Origin of the sequence: Pseudomonas defluvii (genome assembly GCF_001695625.1) — a bacterium.
GTDB lineage: Bacteria > Pseudomonadota > Gammaproteobacteria > Pseudomonadales > Pseudomonadaceae > Aquipseudomonas > Aquipseudomonas defluvii.
This window is the reverse complement of record NZ_MBPN01000013.1, coordinates 21,417-39,893: the sequence shown is the minus strand read 5'-3', so window position 1 is coordinate 39,893 and position 18,477 is coordinate 21,417. Positions and strand designations below refer to the sequence as shown.

Below are 18,477 nucleotides of genomic sequence, written 5' to 3'. Positions count from 1 at the left end.
GGAGGCGTTATGCAGTTCCCCCATGTACCTCAGCAAGCCCAACTGCCGTTGTTCGAGGCGTTCCTGGCCCAGCCGATCCTGCCCCGCCTGAAGCCGGCAGAACCTGTGCGACCGAACAACGATCCCGAGGTATTCAGTGAGCTTTCCTTCCGAGGTGCACTGGGGAACTGCCAAAGCCTGTTGGCCCCAATGCTTCGTGAACTGAGCGAAGAACAGGATGCCCGCTGGCTGACCCTGATCGCACCGCCTACCAGCCTGACTCAAGCCTGGCTACGCGATGCCGGCCTGAACCGCGAACGCATCCTTCTGCTACAACCACGCAACACCCAGAGCGCCCTGCAACTGGCCTGCGACGCCTTGCGCCTGGGCCGCAGCCACACCGTAGTGAGCTGGTTAAACCCGGTCAGCACGTCGGCCCGCCAACAACTGATCAATGCTGCACGTGCCGGGCACGCGCAAAGCCTGAACATCCGCCTCGGCTGACGTTCAGCAGGTCAATACATCTGCAGGCAAGGCTTCTCCAGAACGGAGAAGCCCTCAAGGGCGATTAATGCAGAACCCGTGGGCCGTCTTCACGCTCGATCTCGCCTTCAACCAGCTTGCCAGCCATCTGCACGCCCACGCTGAGCATGGCCTTGGCCACTTCTACGTGCTGCCCTTGCAGAAAAGCCTTGGCGTCCTCAGAGAAATCCAGGGTAACCAACGACCCTTCGTCCTCGGCGCGGCGCAGTTCGATGCGGCCGTCAGGTAACTCGACAATTTCTAGAAAGGACGTTGGCATAAAAGGCTGTTCTCCACGAAAGGCTGGCATTGTACCAGCCACCGATGAACTCAGCACTCACTCAAGCCCTCACGGAAACGAACGGTCAGGCTTTTGAGATTCTGCCGCCAGAGCTCCAACGCCTCCCGCGATAGCGGCTCAACCTCAGGTTCATCAAGGCTGACCGCCTGAATCAATGGCTGAGTAACGTCGGTTTTCGGCTTTTTTGCCGCGACAGGCGGTCGGAACAAATTGGCATAAGCACTTATCAGTTGCGCCAGCCAGGTTTCCGGCTGACGCGCCAATTCGATCAGCTCGGCCATCTCGGGGATGGCCACCGCCTCAAGCACTTCAGGCGTCAGCAACAGCTCGACACGCGATGCGCCGGCTTGCGGCAAACGGTAGAAACCCGCAATTTCGTGGCACAAGCCCAGCAACGCCCCATAGAGATGGAAGAGCGCCGACTCACGCTCGGCCTGAACCAGCGCCTGGGCATTCATCGCCCGACTCTCCTGCGCCTTGCCAAGCGCCTCAAGGGCCAAGCCAGCGAAATAGATCTTCTGATTGGTGCGGGTATAGAGTTCCTGGGCCATCTGGATGCCCTCCGAAAGGCTGCAAGGCGGGCCTGCCAGTTTCAGGGATGCCCTGCCCGACCGCAAGCAGTGTCTGGCCCTGAAATGAAAAAGGCCGCATCCGACACACGTCGGATACGGCCCTCGACTGCGCCAGAACGATCAGCGCTTGTCTTCGACCTTCCAGGCATTGCCATCGTAGAAGGCACGCCAGCCGGTAGGCTTGCCGTCCACCTCGGTCTGCACGTATTGCTCCTTGGTCTTGCGGCTGTAACGGATAACCGCAGGACGACCCTCAGGGTCTTTCTTGGGCGCTTCGCACAGGAAATGGTACTTCGGATCAATCTCGTCCTTGTGCGGAACGATCTCGATCACCAGCGGCGCACGGGTCTCACGGTTTTTCGGGAACTGGCTGGCGGCCAGGAACAAGCCCGAGGCACCGTCGCGCAGCACGTAGGTATCATCGACCTTCTCGCACTTGAGCTCCGGCATCTTCACCGCGTCCATCTTCGGCGGCGCCGCCTCACCGCTCTTGAGCAGCTTGCGGGTGTTCTTGCACTCGGTGTTGGTGCAACCGAAGAACTTGCCAAAACGGCCCGTCTTCAACTGCATCTCGCTGCCGCACTTGTCGCACTCAAGGCTCGGACCCTCATAGCCCTTGATACGGTAGTTGCCCTCTTCGATTTCGTAGCCGACGCAATCCGGGTTGTTACCACAGATATGCAGCTTGCGCTTCTCATCGAGCAGGTAGGCATCCATCGCCGTGGCACAGATCGGGCAACGGTGCTTGTTGCGCAGCACCCGCGACTCGGACTCACCCTCGTCATCGGCAGCAATCTCGTCACCCGGCACCAGGTTGACCGTCGCCTTGCAGCGCTCTTTCGGCGGCAGGCTGTAACCGGAACAGCCAAGGAACACGCCGGTCGAGGCGGTACGAATCATCATCGGACGACCGCAATCACGGCACGGAATATCGGTCAGCGTCGGCTGGTTGGCACGCATGCCGTTTTCGCTCGACTCGGCCGCCTGCAGCTTGCTGCTGAAGTCGCCGTAGAATTCGTCGAGAACGCTCTTCCAGTCACGCTCACCCTGGGCGACGTCGTCGAGGTTTTCTTCCATCGCGGCGGTGAAGCCGTAGTCCATCAGGTTGGAGAAGCTCTCAGACAGGCGCTCGGTGACGATATCGCCCATCTTCTCGGAGTAGAAACGGCGGTTGTGCAACGTGACATAGCCGCGGTCCTGGATGGTGGAAATAATGGCGGCATAGGTCGACGGACGACCAATACCACGTTTTTCCATCTCCTTGACCAGGCTGGCTTCAGAGAAGCGTGCCGGCGGCTTGGTGAAATGCTGGCTAGGGTCGAGCTGGATCAGCTTCAGGCTTTCGCCCTGCTCCATTTCCGGCAGCACGTCATCGTCGCCCGGCTTGCTCTGTTGCGGCATGACCCGGGTGTAACCGTCGAACTTCAGGATACGGCCCTTGGCACGCAGTTCGAACTCACCGGCTTTCACACTGACAGTGGTCGACAGGTACTGTGCCGGCGGCATCTGGCAGGCCACGAACTGACGCCAGATCAGCTCATAGAGGCGCTCAGCGTCGCGCTCCATGCCACTGAGCTTGCTTGGATGTGTATTGACGTCAGACGGACGAATCGCTTCGTGAGCCTCCTGAGCACCCTCCTTGCTGCCGTATACAATCGGCGCATCAGGCAGGTACTTCTTGCCGAACTCGCTTTCGATGTAGCTGCGCGCCATTTCCACGGCATCGACCGACAGGTTGGTCGAGTCGGTACGCATATAGGTGATGTAACCGGCTTCATACAGACGCTGGGCCATCATCATGGTTTTCTTCACGCCGAAGCCCAGGCGGTTGCTGGCAGCCTGCTGCAGGGTCGACGTGATGAACGGTGCCGACGGCTTGCTGCTGGTCGGGCGGTCTTCGCGCTTGACGATGCTGTAGCTGGACGCCTTGAGCTTTTCCAGCGCAGCCATCGCCTGGGCTTCGTTGAGCGGCTTGAACGCTTCACCGTTCTCACGTGCCACTTCAAAGCGCACTTTGGCGTTCTTGGCGGTGCCCAGGTCGGCGTGGATCTCCCAGTATTCTTCCGGGATGAATGCACGGATCTCGCGCTCACGCTCGACCACCAGCTTTACCGCGACCGACTGCACACGACCGGCCGACAGGCCACGGGCAATTTTCTGCCACAGCAGCGGCGAGACCATGTAACCCACCACACGGTCAAGGAAGCGACGCGCCTGCTGGGCATTGACCCGATCGATATCCAGTTCGCCCGGCTGGGAGAACGCTTCCTGAATGGCCTTCTTGGTGATCTCGTTGAACACCACGCGCTTGTAGCGATCGTCATCACCACCAATGGCTTCGCGCAGGTGCCAGGCAATGGCTTCCCCCTCGCGATCCAAGTCGGTTGCGAGGTAGATGGTGTCAGCATCCTTGGCCAGACGGCGCAGTTCCTCGATGACCTTTTCCTTGCCGGGAAGGATCTCGTACTTGGCTTTCCAGCCGTGGTCCGGATCGACACCCATGCGCGCGACCAATTGCTTGCGCGCTTTCTCCTTGGGCGTGAGTACCGGCCCTTCCGCCGCGGCAGCCTTGCCGCGCTTGGCAGCAGGCTCCTTGCTGGCGCTGGCCGAACCGCTGGTGGGCAGGTCTCGGATATGGCCGATACTCGACTTCACCACGTACTGGTTGCCCAGGTACTTGTTGATGGTCTTGGCCTTAGCCGGGGATTCCACAATGACCAGCGATTTGCCCATGGATCGGAAAATTCCTGAATACTGAAAATAAAAACACGGCAGGTACCTGACGTGGCACCGCTATATATAGTGGCAACAGAGTGAGGTCAAGCGCAGTGAACTAGCCTGCTTCGGCATCGCCACGGGTAAACAACGTCTCTTCGGCCTTGACCAAAGCAAAGCGTGGCACCTGCTCGCCGTCAACCTCGACCGACTCGAGGAACATCGAAAGAGGCCGCACCCACAGGCCGAACTCGCCATAGAGCGCTTGATAAAACACCACCCACTCCTCGGTTTCGGAGTGTTGGGCGACACTGAATACACGATACTCAGGCCCTTTGTAATGCCGGTATACGCCTGGTTGTATCTGCATGCTGCCTGCCCTCTTGAGAAAAATATCCTGCACAAACAAAAACCGGGGCACAAGGCCCCGGCTTCCTACCACCCAACGCTTAGACGCGTTCGAAAACAGTGGTAATGCCCTGGCCCAGGCCAACGCACATGGTCGAGACACCGAAGGTACCGCCATTCTGCTTCATGACATTGAGCAGCGTGCCGGAGATTCGAGCGCCGGAACAACCGAACGGGTGACCCAATGCGATCGCGCCGCCGTGCAGGTTAACCTTCTCATCCATCTTGTCGAGCACTTTCAGATCCTTCAGCACGGGCAGGGCCTGTGCCGCGAAGGCTTCGTTGAGCTCGAAGAAGTCGATATCGGTAATTTTCAGGCCGGCGCGCTTGAGCGCTTTCTGCGTAGCCGGCACCGGGCCGTAGCCCATGATCGCCGGGTCCACGCCAGCCACCGCCATCGAACGAATCACCGCCAACGGCTGAATGCCCAGGTCCTTGGCACGCTGCGCCGACATCACGATCATGCACGAGGCACCGTCGGTGATCTGCGACGAGGTACCTGCCGTCACGGTGCCGCCCTTCGGATTGAACGCCGGCTTGAGTGCAGCCAGGCTTTCCAGGGTGGTGTCCGGACGAATGGTTTCATCGTAGTCGAAGACTTTCAGAAAACCATTTTCGTCATAGCCCTGCATCGGGATGATCTCATCCTTGAACTTGCCTTCGACCGTCGCCTTGTGGGCGAGCTGGTGCGAACGCAGACCAAAGGCATCCTGCTGCTCACGGCTGATGCCATGCATCTTGCCGAGCATTTCAGCCGTCAGGCCCATCATGCCCGAGGCCTTGGCCGCATACAGCGACATGTGCGGGTTCGGATCGACCCCGTGCATCATGCTCACGTGCCCCATATGCTCGACGCCGCCGACGACGAAAACGTCACCATTGCCGGTCATGATTGCCTGGGCGGCGGTGTGCAGCGCGCTCATCGAGGAGCCGCACAGACGGCTGACCGTCTGCCCGGCAGCGGTGTGCGGGATCTGGGTCATCAGCGAAGCCATGCGGGCGATGTTCCAGCCCTGCTCCAGGGTCTGGTTGACGCAGCCCCAGATGACGTCCTCGACTTCGCCCGGATCAACCTTGGCGTTACGCTCCAGCACTTTGCTGATCAGGTGCGCCGACATGTCTTCAGCGCGGGTATTGCGGTGCATGCCACCCTTGGAGCGGCCCATCGGGGTGCGACCGAAGTCGACAATCACCACGTCTCTTGGATTCAGGCTCATAAATTCATTCTCGCTCTATATCGTTGGGCGCTTAACCGAAGAAGCTCTGGCCGTTCTGGGCCATTTCACGCAGCTTCGCGGTGGGGTGATACAGCGGCCCCAGATCGGCGTACTTATCGGCCAGGGCAACGAATTCAGCCACCCCGATCGAGTCGATGTAGCGCAGCGCACCACCACGGAAGGGAGGGAAACCAATGCCGTAGACCAGGCCCATATCCGCTTCGGCAGCGGTTTCGACAATGCCATCTTCCAGGCAACGCACGGTTTCCAGGCACAGCGGGATCATCATCCAGTTGATGATGTCTTCGTCGCTCACCTCGCGCTGTTCATAGATGATCGGCTTGAGCACTTCCAGCACCGATGCATCGGCGACTTTCTTCGGCTTGCCGCGCTTGTCGGTCTCGTAGGCATAGAAACCCTTGCCATTTTTCTGGCCCAGGCGCTTGGCCTCATACAGCACATCGACGGCCGAGCGACGGTCGTCCTTCATGCGATCAGGGAAGCCTTCGGCCATCACGTCACGACCGTGGTGGCCGGTGTCGATACCCACTACGTCCATGAGGTAGGCAGGGCCCATTGGCCAGCCGAACTTCTCCATGATCTTGTCGATGCGAACGAAGTCGACACCGGCGCTGACCAACTTGGCGAAACCACCGAAGTAAGGGAACAGTACGCGGTTGACCAGGAAGCCCGGGCAATCGTTGACCACGATCGGGTTCTTGCCCATCTTCTTGGCGTAGGCCACGGTGGTGGCAACGGCAACATCACTGGACTTCTCGCCACGGATGACTTCGACCAACGGCATCATGTGCACCGGGTTGAAGAAGTGCATGCCGACGAAGTTTTCCGGACGCTTGAGCGCCTTGGCCAGCAGGTTGATGGAAATGGTCGATGTGTTGGAAGCCAGGATCGCATCCTCCTTCACCTGACCTTCTACCTCAGCCAGCACCGCTTGCTTGACCTTCGGGTTCTCGACCACGGCTTCGACGATGATATCGACGTTGGCAAAGTCGCCGTAGGACAAGGTCGGGCGAATCGCGTTCAGCGCTTCAGCCATTTTCGCCGGGGCCAGACGGCCTTTTTCGACCCGATTGCCGAGCAGCTTGGAGGCTTCGTTCAAGCCCAGTTGAATGGCTTCCTCGCGAATATCCTTCATCAGGATCGGCGTACCCTTGACCGCCGACTGGTAGGCAATGCCGCCGCCCATGATGCCGGCGCCGAGTACCGCGGCCTGCTTCACATCGCGAGCGATTTCGTCATGGGCCTTGGCCTTGCGCTTGAGCTCCTGATCGTTCAGGAACAGGCCGATCAGGCTCTGGGCAACCGAGGTCTTGGCCAGTTTGACGAAGCCGGCAGCCTCGACTTCCAGGGCCTTGTCACGCCCGAAGTTGGCCGCTTTCTGAATGGTCTTGATCGCTTCGACCGGCGCCGGGTAGTTCGGGCCAGCCTGGCCCGCAACGAAGCCCTTGGCGGTTTCGAAGGACATCATCTGCTCAATTGCATTGAGCTTGAGCTTGTCCAGTTTTGGCTGACGCTTGGCCTTGTGATCGAACTCGCCACTGATGGCACGCTTGATCAGGTCCAGAGCCGCAGCCTGCAGCAGTTCAGGCGCAACGACAGCATCGACGGCCCCTACTTTCAGCGCGTCTTCAGCCCGGTTTTCCTTGCCGGCGGCAATCCACTCGATAGCGTTGTCGGCACCGATCAGGCGCGGCAGACGCACCGTACCGCCAAAGCCCGGGTAGATCCCCAGCTTGACTTCAGGCAAGCCGATCTTGGCGCTGCTGGCCATGACGCGGTAGTCCGCGGCCAGGCACATTTCCAGGCCGCCACCCAGGGCGATGCCGTTGATCGCGGCCACAGTCGGCACCGGCAGATCTTCGAAATCGCTGAAAATACGGTTGGCTTCCAGGTTGCCGGCGACCAGTTCGGCCTCGGGCAGCTTGAAGTTATCGACAAACTCGGTGATATCCGCGCCGACGATGAACACGTCCTTGCCACTGCTGACAATTACGCCCTTGATCGATGCATCGGCCTTGATAGTGTCCACGGCCTGACGCAGTTCGTTCAGGGTAAGACGGTTGAACTTGTTGACGGACTCACCCTTGAGGTCGAACTTCAGTTCGACGATGCCGCTTTCAAGAGCCTTAACCGTGATGGCTTTACCTTCGTAAATCATCAACTGATCTCCACGATATGGAAGCTGAACAGTACACGCCGATCGCTGAAGAAAGGTTCGACAGGCCACAAGCCTGCGTTTATCGGACCCTTGCTCCAGGCACACCCGTCAGCGCGATAGTCGGGATTCTGTAAGCGCGTTCTTGTAATACAAACGCTCAATTCATACGCCCGTTTGATTGGGTGTGCACACATTCTCCGAAATCCTTTCGGTTGTCAAATGCACAAAAGTGTCGTGAAAACGCGACTTTCCGGTCATTTTTCCTGGGCGACAGGAAAACCACGGTCAGGTTGATCGACCATCATTCATATCAACGATAGTCGTCGCAGCCCTGCCGCGATCAGTGGACATTCAGCGTATGAGAGAAAAGAAAAATCAGAATGTGCATGCCTGAGACGACAGCACAGCTACACTCGAACCATCACGAACGATAGCCGGCCTGCCTGGCCTGTAGCCCGATCACGAATGGATCGGGCTTTTTTCTTGAAGGGCTTGAAGGGCTTGAAGGGCTTGAGGGCTCACGCCAGGGTGCGGAGCACTTCGGCAATATCTTGCAATACAGCCGACTCCCCCTTCTCGCCCCAGTACAGCGCGATCATCTGCGGCCCCGCCTCGACTTTGTAGACGCTATCGGGCAGCTTGGTGAACTGCTCCAGCAAGTGAGGATCGGTACAGGGTTCGCGCCACTGATTCTGCCACTGCCCGGCCTCGACCTGCCAATAGCACCAGCTGTCCACCCGCCCTTTGCGCCGGGCCCGATGGTACTGCGCACACGTGCTGGGAGGCTCCTGCGGCAGCCAGTGCGGCCAGGTTTGCGGCGACAATTGCATGGCCAGCCCCATACGCCGGGCCTCCATGCGCAAGGCCATGCGCCCACTCTGCCGATGGGACGGCAACAGCCACGCCATGGGGCTGAGAATCAGCGCAAGGATTGACACCACCAGCCAGACCGTCATATCTGTTGTTCCTAATTGAGCCTTAAAGACGAACTGATTGATCTCAGTCCAGAACAATCAGCCTGAAACCGACCATACTTTAACCATTGTGATTGCCAGGAGAGCCTCTCATGTCGTACGAACACATACTGGTCGCTGTAGACCTGACCGAAGAGTGCGATCCGGTCATAAAGCGTGCCCGCGAACTCGCCAGCACCGACGAAACCAAAATATCGCTGGTGCATGTCATTGAGCCCATGGCCATGGCCTTTGGCGGCGACGTGCCGATGGACCTGTCGCAACTGCAGCAGCAACAAATCGATCAGGCCAGGGAGCGCATGCATCGCGTCATCAACAAATACCCTGAACTGAGCGAGAACAACGTCCACCTGCCCTATGGCCAACCGCGCCAGGAAATCCATACGTTGGCCAAGGAACAGGGTTGTGACCTGATCGTGGTTGGCAGCCATGGCCGCCATGGCCTGGCCCTGCTACTGGGCTCGACCTCCAATGACGTCCTGCATGGCGCTCCCTGCGATGTGCTTGCCGTACGCCTGATGAAAAAAGCCGAGTAAAACACCAGGCCCGGCGTGCAATCGCATGCCGGGCCCGCCGCCTCAGCTGTCGAGCTCAGCCCAGCGCTCTACCAGCACATCCAGCTCACCCTGCAGGGACTCCAGCTGCGCCAGCACCTTCGAGGTCTCGTCGATCGGGCGCTGATAGAAACCAGCGTCGGCGATTTGTGCCTGAACAGCAGCCATCTTCTGCTCAAGTTCATCGATCTGCCCCGGCAAGGCATCCAGTTCACGCTGCAGTTTGTAGCTGAGCTTCTTCTTCGCCTCTACCGGTTGAGCAGCCGGCGCGGGCTCAGGCTCAGGTGCGCTGACCACCGCACTGTTGAGTTCAGGCTTGCCAGACTTGTTCTCGGTTACACCGAGCAGTTTCGGCGAACCACCTTGGCGGATCCAGTCCTGATAGCCACCGACATACTCACGCACACGGCCCTCACCCTCGAACACCAAGGTGCTGGTAACCACGTTGTCGAGGAACGCCCGGTCGTGGCTGACCATCAATACCGTACCCTTGAAGCCAGACAGCACTTCTTCGAGCAGTTCGAGGGTTTCCACGTCCAGGTCGTTGGTCGGTTCGTCGAGTACCAGCAGGTTGGCCGGCTTGCTGAACAGCTTGGCGAGCAACAGACGCGCACGTTCGCCACCCGACAGGGCCTTGACCGGCGTGCGGGCGCGCTGTGGGCTGAACAGGAAATCGCCCAGGTAGCTGAGCACGTGACGGCTCTGACCATCGATATCGATGAAATCGCGGCCTTCGGCCAGGTTGTCGATAACGGTTTTTTCCAGATCCAGTTGATGGCGCAACTGGTCGAAATAGGCCACTTCCAGACGGGTACCGGACGACACCGTACCGCTGATGGGCTGCAAGTCGCCTAGCATCAGCTTGAGCAGGGTGGTCTTGCCGGTACCGTTGGCGCCGAGCAGACCAATACGGTCCTCGCGCTGCAGCACCATTGAAAAGTCATTCACCAGCTTCGGGCCACCGGGGTGAGCAAAGCTGACATTTTCCAGCACCATCACCTGCTTGCCGGATTTCTCTGCGGTGTCGAGCTGGATGTTGGCCTTGCCCTGACGCTCGCGACGCTCACTGCGCTCGACGCGCAAGGCCTTCAGTGCGCGCACACGGCCTTCGTTACGGGTACGCCGGGCCTTGATGCCCTGGCGAATCCAGACTTCCTCCTGGGCCAGGCGCTTGTCAAACAGCGCATTGGCGGTCTCCTCGGCGGCCAGCATGGCCTCCTTGTGCACCAGGAAGCTGGCGTAGTCGCCGTTCCAGTCGATCAGGCCGCCACGGTCCAACTCCAGGATGCGGGTCGCCAGGTTCTGCAGGAAGGAACGGTCGTGGGTAATGAACAGGACTGCGCCGCCAAAACCGCTCAAGGCATCTTCAAGCCAGGCAATGGCGCCGATGTCCAGGTGGTTGGTGGGCTCGTCGAGCAGCAACAGGTCGGGTTCGGACACCAGCGCCTGCGCCAGGAGAACACGACGACGCCAGCCGCCGGAAAGCTCGGCGAGGGTCTTGTCGGCAGGCAACTGCAGGCGGCTCAGGGTGCTGTCGACCAGCTGCTGCAGGCGCCAGCCATCACGCGCCTCAAGGTCATGCTGAACATGCATGAGCTTTTCCAGGTCAGCATCATTGGTGATGTTCTGGCTCAGGTGATGGTACTCGGCAAGCAGCGCACCGACACCGTCCAGGCCTTCGGCGACGACGTCGAACACGGTCCGTTGGTCGGCGACCGGAAGCTCTTGCGGCAGTTCGCCGATCTTCAACCCTGGCGAGCGCCAGATTTCACCTTCGTCGGGTTTCTGATCACCCTTGACCAGGCGCATCATGCTCGACTTGCCAGTACCGTTGCGGCCGATGATGCAGACCCGCTCGCCACGGGCGATTTGCCAGGACACTTTGTCCAGCAACGGCATCGCGCCGAAAGCCAGGGACACATCGCTGAATTTGAGCAGGGTCATGATCTTCTCCAAAAACCGGGCGCGCATTCTACCCGGTTTGCGACACACTCACATCAAGGAAGCACCTTCTATGCGCCAAGCCCTTCATTACAACTCGATACAAGCACAGTGCTTTGATCAGCCCCCGGCAACCGGCTAAGCTTAACCACGTAATACCCATCAGTGCTGGCGACGCCGACACTTGTTCTGGTCAAACTGTTCGGAAGTATCATGCGCCGTCGCCTGTACACCCTCGTTTCATGCATTGTTCTCTCTGCCTCTGCGGTCAGCGCCGCACAGGCGGCCGATATCACGCTGCAGCGCCAGTATTACGATGAAGCCAAGCGCGCCCTGGCCAAGGGCGACAGCGGCCCGTATCGGCGTTACGCCCAGGCGCTGAGCGATTATCCGCTGGAGCCCTACCTGGCGTATGACGAACTGACCGCTCGTCTGAAGACGGCGAGCAATGCCGAAATCGAGAAGTTCCTTGCCGAACACGGCGACCTGCCGCAAGCCAACTGGATGAAACTTCGCTGGCTGCGTTGGCTTGCCGATCGCGGCGAGTGGGACACCTTCGCCCGTTACTACGACCCCAAGCTCAACTTCACCGAGCTCGACTGCCTCAACGGCCAACACCTACTGATTCAGGGCAAGCGCGCCGAAGGCTATGCCAGCGCCGAGAAACTCTGGCTGGTCGGCAAGTCACAACCCACCGCCTGCGATGCCCTGTTCGACCGCTGGGCCGCCGAAGGCCAGTTGACCGAGGAAAAACGCTGGCAGCGCCTCAAGCTGGCCGCCCAGGCGCGCAATTACGCCCTGGCGAACAACCTGGTCAAGACCTTGAACAGCCTCGGCCCGCAAGGCCGGCTGCTGATCGACGTCGCGCAGAAGCCTGAACTGCTGAATCAGCCTGGCCGCTTTGCCCCAGCCAACGAGGCAATGGCCGACGTGGTCAGCCTCGGCCTGCGGCGCCTGGCTCGCCAGGACCCGGAGCGGGCCATGGCCCTGCTCGACGACTACGCCAACCGCATGCACTTCTCGCGCGACGAGAAGGTTGCGATTGCCAACGAAATCGGCCTGACCCTGGCGCGCCGCTATGACCCGCGCGCGCTCGAGCTGATGACCCGTTATGACCCGGAGTTGCGCGACAACACGGTCACCGAGTGGCGCCTTCGCCTGCTGCTGCGCCTGGGCCGCTGGGAGGATGCCCATGAGCTGACCAAACGCCTGCCACAAGACCTGGCCAGCAGCAGCCGCTGGCGCTACTGGCAGGTTCGCAGCCTGGAATTGGCGCAGCCGAAGAACCCACAAGTCCCGCTGCTGTACAAGAACGTCGCCCGTGAGCGCGATTACTACGGGTTCCTTGCTGCCGACCGCGCACAAACGCCTTATCAGCTCAACAACAAGCCGTTAATGCTGAGCCAACAGGTCATCAACAAGGTTCGCAATACCCCAGGCATACGCCGCGCACTGGAGTTCCATGCCCGCGGACAAATCGTTGACGGGCGCCGCGAGTGGTATCACGTCAGCCGCCACTTCAACCGCGACGAGATGGTTGCCCAAGCCAAACTGGCTTATGACATGCGCTGGTACTTCCCGGCCATTCGTACCATCAGCCAGGCGCAGTACTGGGATGACCTGGATATCCGCTTCCCCATGGCCCACCGCGATACCCTGGTACGTGAAGCGCAAGCCCGCGGACTGCATTCGAGCTGGGTATTTGCCATTACCCGCCAGGAAAGTGCCTTCATGGATGATGCGCGCTCCAGTGTTGGCGCCAGTGGCCTGATGCAACTGATGCCCGCCACCGCCAAAGAGACAGCGCGCAAGTTCAGCATCCCCCTGGCATCCCCAGCGCAGGTATTGAACCCGGAGAAGAATATCCAGCTGGGCGCCGCCTACCTGAGTCAGGTACACGGCCAGTTCAATGGCAACCGGGTACTCGCTTCGGCCGCCTACAACGCAGGCCCGGGCCGGGTCAGACAATGGCTGCGAGGCGCCAACCACCTGAGCTTCGACGTCTGGGTTGAATCGATCCCCTTCGACGAAACGCGCCAGTATGTGCAAAACGTGCTGTCCTACTCGGTGATCTACGGGCAAAAGCTCAACTCACCGCAGCCCATCGTGGACTGGCACGAACGCTATTTTGACGATCAGTAAGCCACACGCCTGCGGCGACATGGAGCCCTGACGGGTTCCATGCCAGCAGGCTACCCAGCCCGAGGGAACAGCAGGGTTACTCCAGCACCGTCACCGGCATCCCCACCTCGAGCACACCGTCGCCGTCGGCCACCAGGTTTTGCCCGAACATCACATCGCCATCCTTCTGCCGATACGTCTTCAACGTAGTCAACGGCTCACGGTCGGCGCTGCGCTCACCCGTCAGTGGATCAATCGTGGTCAGGATGCAGCGGGTGCACGGCTTGAGCACACGAAATGCCTGTGTGCCGATACGAATGCGCTTCCAGCCGTCCTCGGCAAACGGGGCACTCCCCTCAATCACCAGATTGGGCCGAAAACGCTGCATTGCCAGCGGTCGGCCAACGCGCTGTACCAGGTCATCAAGCGAGGCCTGGCCAATCAACAGCAAGGGAAAACCGTCAGCAAAGGCGACACGGTCGCTGTTCTCGCCATACCCGGCAGGCAGGTAGCGGGTTCGCTGTTCAGGCACATGAACCAAGCGTACAGCGGTACCCATGAATACGCTCAACCAGTCCGCCGCTGCATCACCGGCGTCCGGAACGCGCAAGGTATCGCGCCAGACCGTTACACCGCGCAAGGCGTCATCGGGACTCGGTACCGAAACGTGAAGTGCATCCTGGCCAGCCGCGCTCAACACCAAGCCCCCCTCGGCATCATAAAGGGCCGACAACTGACTCATCCGGGGATACGCACGCTGGGTCAGGAAGCGTCCGCTCTCACGCTCCACCAGCATCCAGCGCCGGTCTCCAGTCAGCCCCAACAGCCCACAAGACGACTGCTGCAACGATTCTCCCTGGGCCGACTTGAGTGGGTAACGGTATAACGCGCTCAACTGCATGTGGCCTGCTCCCTGAGATGTCAAAGGCAGCAAGCTTACACCGACAGCCGGGCTGGCGCTGCCCGGCCTGCTCCCGTCAGGCGGTGGCCGTGTCCAACATCAGACGCTCGCGCACCACGTCGACCAGCTTGTCGGGCTGAAACTTGGAGAGGAAGTTGTCACAGCCGACCTTCTTCACCATCGATTCGTTGAAACTGCCGGACAACGAGGTATGCAAGACCACATACAAACCACGCAAACGCGGATCGTTGCGGATTTCCGTGGTCAATCGGTAACCGTCCATCTCTGGCATTTCAGCATCGGTGAACACCATCAACAGCTTCTCGCAGATGTCTTCACCGGCGTCGGCCCAGGCCTTGAGCATGCGCAGCGCCTTCAGCCCGTCACTGGCCACATGCATTTTCACGCCAAGTTGAGACAGTGTGTCGCGCAGTTGGGCGAGCGCCACCGTAGAGTCATCCACCAGCAACACCTCACGACCAAAAGCACGCGCCAGCAAGGGATCCTCGAGCTTGTCGCGGGATACCTTGGCACTGTACGGAACGATTTCCGCCAACACCTTCTCAACGTCGATGACTTCGACCAGTTGATCGTCAACCTTGCTGATGGCCGTCAGGTAATGCTGCCGGCCCGCACTGCTGGGCGGCGGCATGATAGCCTCCCAGTTCATGTTCACGATCCGGTCGACACCGCCGACCAGGAAGGCCTGTACGGAACGGTTGTACTCGGTGACGATAATGGTGCTGTTCGGCCCGGGCTGCAGCGGGCGCATGCCGATCGCCTGAGAAAGATCGATCACCGGCAGTGTCTGCCCACGCAAGTTGACGACACCACAGACAAAGGGATGGCGCTGAGGCATCAGCGTCAACTTCGGCAGTTGAAGCACCTCTTGAACCTTGAACACGTTGATGGCGAACAACTGCCGACCTGCCAGACGGAACATGAGGATTTCCAGGCGGTTCTCGCCTACCAGCTGCGTCCGTTGGTCTACCGTGTCGAGAATGCCAGCCATTAGAAGAACCCCTGTTTCGCAAATTAAATGCATTAACCGTATATCGGCCGTTTTTCGCCCAGCTTGACCCCTCAAATAAAATGCTGGGCACCCCATTGATGTCACTTTAGCATCATGCTTTACTGCGCTCATCCTCTTCATGCCCTTCCACGGGCACCTCAGACAGCATCAGGGAAACCCCTAGCAGCAATCGGGTGAGACCTGATGTTCGCAATATCCATTAGCCATTAATGTGACGCCATTCTCATTGCATGAATGGAGTCAGGCTTTTGTTTGCTATCGCTCGGTTGTGGCCAGCTTCTGCTCCGGCACTGCAAAACGTCCGCTGCCAGGCAGATTATCGGCACTTCGCCAACCTGCGCCCTGCGGGAGCCGCATAATGCAAGACGACTCACCCAACACGAGCGCGCTACAAGACTTTCTGATTGATGCCGAGGTTCTGCTGACCAAGACCCAGGAATGCCTGACGCATCTGGAACTGATCGGCAACGATCCGGATGCCATCGACTGCATGGTCGACACACTGGGCTCCCTCGCTAATCGCGCACAGGCCCACGACCAATCCGAGATTGCCGAATTCTGCCTTCAACTACGACTTCTGCTTGAGCCAGAGCGATACCGCAATCGTTTGCACGGTGAGGCGCTAACCGTGCTTTCGGACTGCCTGACACTGCTTTCCTGGCAACTGGAGTTGATTGATCCGCAAACCGGCATTCTCAGCCTGGATAACCAGGAGCAACTCGAGCTGATCGGCAACCTGACCAACACCCTGGACCCGCAAGAGGCGAGCCGCGCAGAATGAGCCGAGTCGCCCCATGCCAGCCGCTGTTTTCCAAGGCCAACTAGCCTGAATTAAAGTCAAACTAAGCCCGCAATAGAGCCGTTACCTGAACGGTACAAGAAACACACTAAGCCATAACTTTGAGCGCGTTCGACTAGTTCCAGGTAAAGCGCTTAAACCCCACCCGACCTTGATGTAAGGGAAGGTATCTTTCCTGCATCAGTGATAGCGAAGTGCTACAATCCCTCAAAAGCGGAACGACCGTACCACCCAGTAAAATCTGACCATTCAGACACCTTCGGTACCCGCGACCAAATGTATGTGAAGTGCTAATATGCATCACTGCGGTCGACACACAGCATCGCAGTGCTTAATTCATGGCATTGCCTGTTGGTTGAAAGCGTGGCCACCATGCCAATGTAAAACCAACAATCAACAAGTTGTTTAAGGCAATACGACCAATACCTCTTGTTCGACCTTTGACAGGCTTTCAACAGCGATATATTCAGTGGCTTCATTCCCTATGCTCCTACGCCTCATGACGTTCAAGCGCTGGTCACCCGGAGCCGCCCTATTACGCTGGTTGACCGCCGGGCTTTGCCTGAGCTCGATTGCCGCAAACCTGTACCTGTACCTGCATTCGATGCCCATGCCGGGCAGTTTGCTGGCACTGCAGGCCTTGGCCATGCTGTGCATTGCATGGCAATTGCTGCGAAGCGCGCGCTCAATCGCCTTGCGCCCGCAGGAACTTGCCGAGCGCATGCTGAAAGTGCAGGAAAGTGAGCGCCAACACCTGAGCCGCGAGTTGCACGACGATATCGGCCAGTTGCTGACCGCCGCCAAACTTCAAGCCGACTGGCTCTATCGTCGCCTGCCGGCGGAGTTGCAGGAACACTGCACAACCCTGCGCAAGACACTGGACGATACATTGGCCAATGTCCGCGATGTCTCAGCGATCCTCAATCCTCGGCAACTGACCAGCCTTGGCCTGGAAGCAAGCCTGCGCGCGCACCTGCTGCGCACGCTGGAGAACACCGATGTGCTGTGGAGCCTCGATTGCAGACAACGCATGGACGGCATCCCGCAGGAAACCGCAATCGCCGCCTTTCGGATTACCCAAGAGGCCGTCACAAACATTTTGCGACACGCACGCGCCAGCAATCTGGTCGTCTGCATTCAACGCCTTCCTGAAGGCCTGTCACTCTCGATCACCGATGACGGCCAAGGTTTCCTGGCCACAGACAACCCTGCCGAGGGCGGCCAGCGCGGCTTGGCCGGCATGCTCGAACGCGTGAACCTGCTGGGCGGCAGCCTTTCGGTAGACAGCCAGCCCGGCCACGGCACAAAGATCCAGGCATTGTTCCCATGGGCACCACGAACCCTCGAACGCGCCAATGCAAGTAAGACCCCATGACCTGTAAATTACTGCTAGTAGATGACCATTCACTGATTCGAGCCGGCGTACGCGCACTGGTATCCGACATTCCGGGCTACACCGTGATAGGCGAAGCCAATGATGGCAACCAGTTGCCAGAACTGGTTCGACGACTTGACCCGGATATCATCCTGCTGGATATCTCCATGCGCTCAACCAGCGGCCTTGACGCCCTGGCACAGCTGCGCGCAACCGATAGCCGCTGCAAAGTCTTGATTCTGTCGATGCACACTGACCCGGAGCTGATCATGCGCGCCCTGGAAACCGGCGCCCACGGCTACCTGCTCAAAGACACCACTGCCACCGAGCTTGAACAAGCACTTGCCGCACTGCGTTGCGACGAACGCTACCTGAGCCCGGCCATTGCCCATACGGTCATCAATCAGGCATTGCTCAAAGCCAAGGCGAACAAGCCGGAAGCGGCCGATAATCACAACCTCACGGCACGCCAACTGGAAATTTTGCGGTTGATTGTGCGCGGAAAGTCCACCCGGGAGATTGCAAACGGCCTGGGCCTGAGTATTAAAACCGTAGAAACCCATCGCTCGCAGATCATGAAGCGCCTGCAGATTTACGACGTGGCCGGCCTGGTTCTGTTTGCCGTACGTGAGCAAATCATCAGCCTGGACGACTGAGCACTGAATACGCCTCGGGCAGACGCACTCGCAATGCCCCTCAGCAACACCGTGAGCCGCAGGCTTGCCACCCAAAGCGCCCTGCCATCCCGGTTGAACGCTCCCTGCGTACGCCTGACACACCCAGGCGCTAACATGCCCCTCGCGCCAAGGTCTATCGACATTCCAGCTGCAACGTCACGCAGCACCGATATCGACCTCGGCACAGCAAGAGCGGGGTACGATCAGCG

The 18,477-nt window shown here is 59.3% G+C and carries 16 protein-coding genes; 6 read left to right on the top strand and 10 right to left on the bottom strand.

Annotation, left to right across the window (positions count from 1 at the left end; all coding sequences use genetic code 11):
- The first annotated feature begins 9 nt into the window (after positions 1-9).
- Positions 10-483 carry an SOS-induced cell division inhibitor SulA gene (gene sulA / locus EKA13_RS05845; RefSeq protein ID WP_065758459.1) on the top strand — a complete coding sequence of 158 codons (474 nt, stop codon included), beginning with the start codon at positions 10-12 and terminating at the stop codon, positions 481-483.
- Between the two features lie 64 nt (positions 484-547).
- Here sulA and EKA13_RS05840 read toward each other — a convergent pair whose 3' ends face one another.
- From EKA13_RS05840 to EKA13_RS05805, 7 genes are all read right to left on the bottom strand, one after another.
- Entirely contained in the window at positions 548-781 is a 234-nt protein-coding gene (locus tag EKA13_RS05840; protein WP_065758458.1) for a hypothetical protein, read from the bottom strand.
- Between the two features lie 50 nt (positions 782-831).
- The gene (locus tag EKA13_RS05835; RefSeq protein ID WP_065758457.1) at positions 832-1,353 is read right to left on the bottom strand and encodes a DUF6586 family protein; all 522 of its coding nucleotides are present in this window, start codon (positions 1,351-1,353) and stop codon (positions 832-834) included.
- Between the two features lie 141 nt (positions 1,354-1,494).
- Positions 1,495-4,107 carry a type I DNA topoisomerase gene (topA, locus tag EKA13_RS05830; protein ID WP_065758456.1) on the bottom strand — a complete coding sequence of 871 codons (2,613 nt, stop codon included), beginning with the start codon at positions 4,105-4,107 and terminating at the stop codon, positions 1,495-1,497.
- Between the two features lie 100 nt (positions 4,108-4,207).
- Positions 4,208-4,459 carry a DUF1653 domain-containing protein gene (locus tag EKA13_RS05825; RefSeq protein ID WP_065758455.1) on the bottom strand — a complete coding sequence of 84 codons (252 nt, stop codon included), beginning with the start codon at positions 4,457-4,459 and terminating at the stop codon, positions 4,208-4,210.
- A gap of 79 nt (positions 4,460-4,538) precedes the next feature.
- Positions 4,539-5,714 (bottom strand): acetyl-CoA C-acyltransferase FadA, encoded by a 1,176-nt coding sequence (gene fadA / locus EKA13_RS05820; protein WP_065758454.1) that lies wholly within the window; start codon positions 5,712-5,714, stop codon positions 4,539-4,541.
- Positions 5,715-5,745: 31 nt separating this feature from the next.
- Complete coding sequence (fadB, locus tag EKA13_RS05815) at positions 5,746-7,893, bottom strand: fatty acid oxidation complex subunit alpha FadB (RefSeq protein WP_065758453.1); 2,148 nt, start codon at positions 7,891-7,893, stop codon at positions 5,746-5,748.
- Positions 7,894-8,411: 518 nt separating this feature from the next.
- Positions 8,412-8,849, bottom strand: coding sequence for a hypothetical protein (locus tag EKA13_RS05805; protein WP_065758452.1), 438 nt, complete (start codon positions 8,847-8,849; stop codon positions 8,412-8,414).
- A 110-nt stretch (positions 8,850-8,959) separates the two neighbouring features.
- Here EKA13_RS05805 and EKA13_RS05800 point away from each other — a divergent pair, with 110 nt between their 5' ends.
- Positions 8,960-9,403 carry a universal stress protein gene (locus tag EKA13_RS05800; RefSeq protein WP_065758451.1) on the top strand — a complete coding sequence of 148 codons (444 nt, stop codon included), beginning with the start codon at positions 8,960-8,962 and terminating at the stop codon, positions 9,401-9,403.
- A 42-nt stretch (positions 9,404-9,445) separates the two neighbouring features.
- Here the strand turns inward: EKA13_RS05800 and EKA13_RS05795 are convergent, their stop codons facing one another.
- Positions 9,446-11,365, bottom strand: coding sequence for an ATP-binding cassette domain-containing protein (locus EKA13_RS05795; RefSeq protein WP_065758450.1), 1,920 nt, complete (start codon positions 11,363-11,365; stop codon positions 9,446-9,448).
- Positions 11,366-11,575: 210 nt separating this feature from the next.
- On the opposite strand from EKA13_RS05795, the gene EKA13_RS05790 reads away from it, so the two are divergent.
- Positions 11,576-13,504, top strand: a complete 1,929-nt coding sequence (locus tag EKA13_RS05790) for a transglycosylase SLT domain-containing protein (RefSeq protein ID WP_065758449.1) — start codon at positions 11,576-11,578, stop codon at positions 13,502-13,504.
- A gap of 76 nt (positions 13,505-13,580) precedes the next feature.
- Here EKA13_RS05790 and EKA13_RS05785 read toward each other — a convergent pair whose 3' ends face one another.
- Together EKA13_RS05785 and EKA13_RS05780 are read right to left on the bottom strand one after the other, a co-directional pair.
- Positions 13,581-14,384: an MOSC domain-containing protein gene (locus EKA13_RS05785; RefSeq protein ID WP_065758448.1), complete on the bottom strand. Its 804-nt coding sequence runs from the start codon at positions 14,382-14,384 to the stop codon at positions 13,581-13,583.
- Between the two features lie 76 nt (positions 14,385-14,460).
- Entirely contained in the window at positions 14,461-15,396 is a 936-nt protein-coding gene (locus tag EKA13_RS05780; protein ID WP_065758447.1) for a chemotaxis protein CheV, read from the bottom strand.
- A 379-nt stretch (positions 15,397-15,775) separates the two neighbouring features.
- Between EKA13_RS05780 and EKA13_RS05775 the strand changes: the two genes are divergently transcribed.
- The 3 genes from EKA13_RS05775 (at position 15,776) to EKA13_RS05765 (ending at position 18,247) form a co-directional block, all read left to right on the top strand.
- Complete coding sequence (locus tag EKA13_RS05775) at positions 15,776-16,198, top strand: hypothetical protein (RefSeq protein ID WP_065758446.1); 423 nt, start codon at positions 15,776-15,778, stop codon at positions 16,196-16,198.
- Between the two features lie 502 nt (positions 16,199-16,700).
- Positions 16,701-17,591 carry a sensor histidine kinase gene (locus EKA13_RS05770; protein ID WP_065758445.1) on the top strand — a complete coding sequence of 297 codons (891 nt, stop codon included), beginning with the start codon at positions 16,701-16,703 and terminating at the stop codon, positions 17,589-17,591.
- The gene (locus EKA13_RS05765; protein ID WP_065758444.1) at positions 17,588-18,247 is read left to right on the top strand and encodes a response regulator; all 660 of its coding nucleotides are present in this window, start codon (positions 17,588-17,590) and stop codon (positions 18,245-18,247) included. Before EKA13_RS05770 ends, EKA13_RS05765 begins: the two co-directional genes overlap by 4 nt.
- The last annotated feature ends 230 nt before the right edge of the window (positions 18,248-18,477 follow it).

Bases quoted from the DNA above. Each gene is read 5' to 3' on its own strand.
- EKA13_RS05800 (WP_065758451.1), top strand. From the start codon at position 8,960: ATGTCGTACGAACACATACTGGTCGCTGTAGACCTGACCGAAGAGTGC.
- EKA13_RS05790 (WP_065758449.1), top strand. From the start codon at position 11,576: ATGCGCCGTCGCCTGTACACCCTCGTTTCATGCATTGTTCTCTCTGCC.
- EKA13_RS05765 (WP_065758444.1), top strand. From the start codon at position 17,588: ATGACCTGTAAATTACTGCTAGTAGATGACCATTCACTGATTCGAGCC.
- fadA (WP_065758454.1), bottom strand. From the start codon at position 5,714: ATGAGCCTGAATCCAAGAGACGTGGTGATTGTCGACTTCGGTCGCACC.
- EKA13_RS05840 (WP_065758458.1), bottom strand. From the start codon at position 781: ATGCCAACGTCCTTTCTAGAAATTGTCGAGTTACCTGACGGCCGCATC.
- EKA13_RS05825 (WP_065758455.1), bottom strand. From the start codon at position 4,459: ATGCAGATACAACCAGGCGTATACCGGCATTACAAAGGGCCTGAGTAT.
- EKA13_RS05835 (WP_065758457.1), bottom strand. From the start codon at position 1,353: ATGGCCCAGGAACTCTATACCCGCACCAATCAGAAGATCTATTTCGCT.
- sulA (WP_065758459.1), top strand. From the start codon at position 10: ATGCAGTTCCCCCATGTACCTCAGCAAGCCCAACTGCCGTTGTTCGAG.
- EKA13_RS05780 (WP_065758447.1), bottom strand. From the start codon at position 15,396: ATGGCTGGCATTCTCGACACGGTAGACCAACGGACGCAGCTGGTAGGC.
- topA (WP_065758456.1), bottom strand. From the start codon at position 4,107: ATGGGCAAATCGCTGGTCATTGTGGAATCCCCGGCTAAGGCCAAGACC.
- EKA13_RS05785 (WP_065758448.1), bottom strand. From the start codon at position 14,384: ATGCAGTTGAGCGCGTTATACCGTTACCCACTCAAGTCGGCCCAGGGA.
- EKA13_RS05795 (WP_065758450.1), bottom strand. From the start codon at position 11,365: ATGACCCTGCTCAAATTCAGCGATGTGTCCCTGGCTTTCGGCGCGATG.
- fadB (WP_065758453.1), bottom strand. From the start codon at position 7,893: ATGATTTACGAAGGTAAAGCCATCACGGTTAAGGCTCTTGAAAGCGGC.
- EKA13_RS05770 (WP_065758445.1), top strand. From the start codon at position 16,701: ATGCTCCTACGCCTCATGACGTTCAAGCGCTGGTCACCCGGAGCCGCC.
- EKA13_RS05805 (WP_065758452.1), bottom strand. From the start codon at position 8,849: ATGACGGTCTGGCTGGTGGTGTCAATCCTTGCGCTGATTCTCAGCCCC.
- EKA13_RS05775 (WP_065758446.1), top strand. From the start codon at position 15,776: ATGCAAGACGACTCACCCAACACGAGCGCGCTACAAGACTTTCTGATT.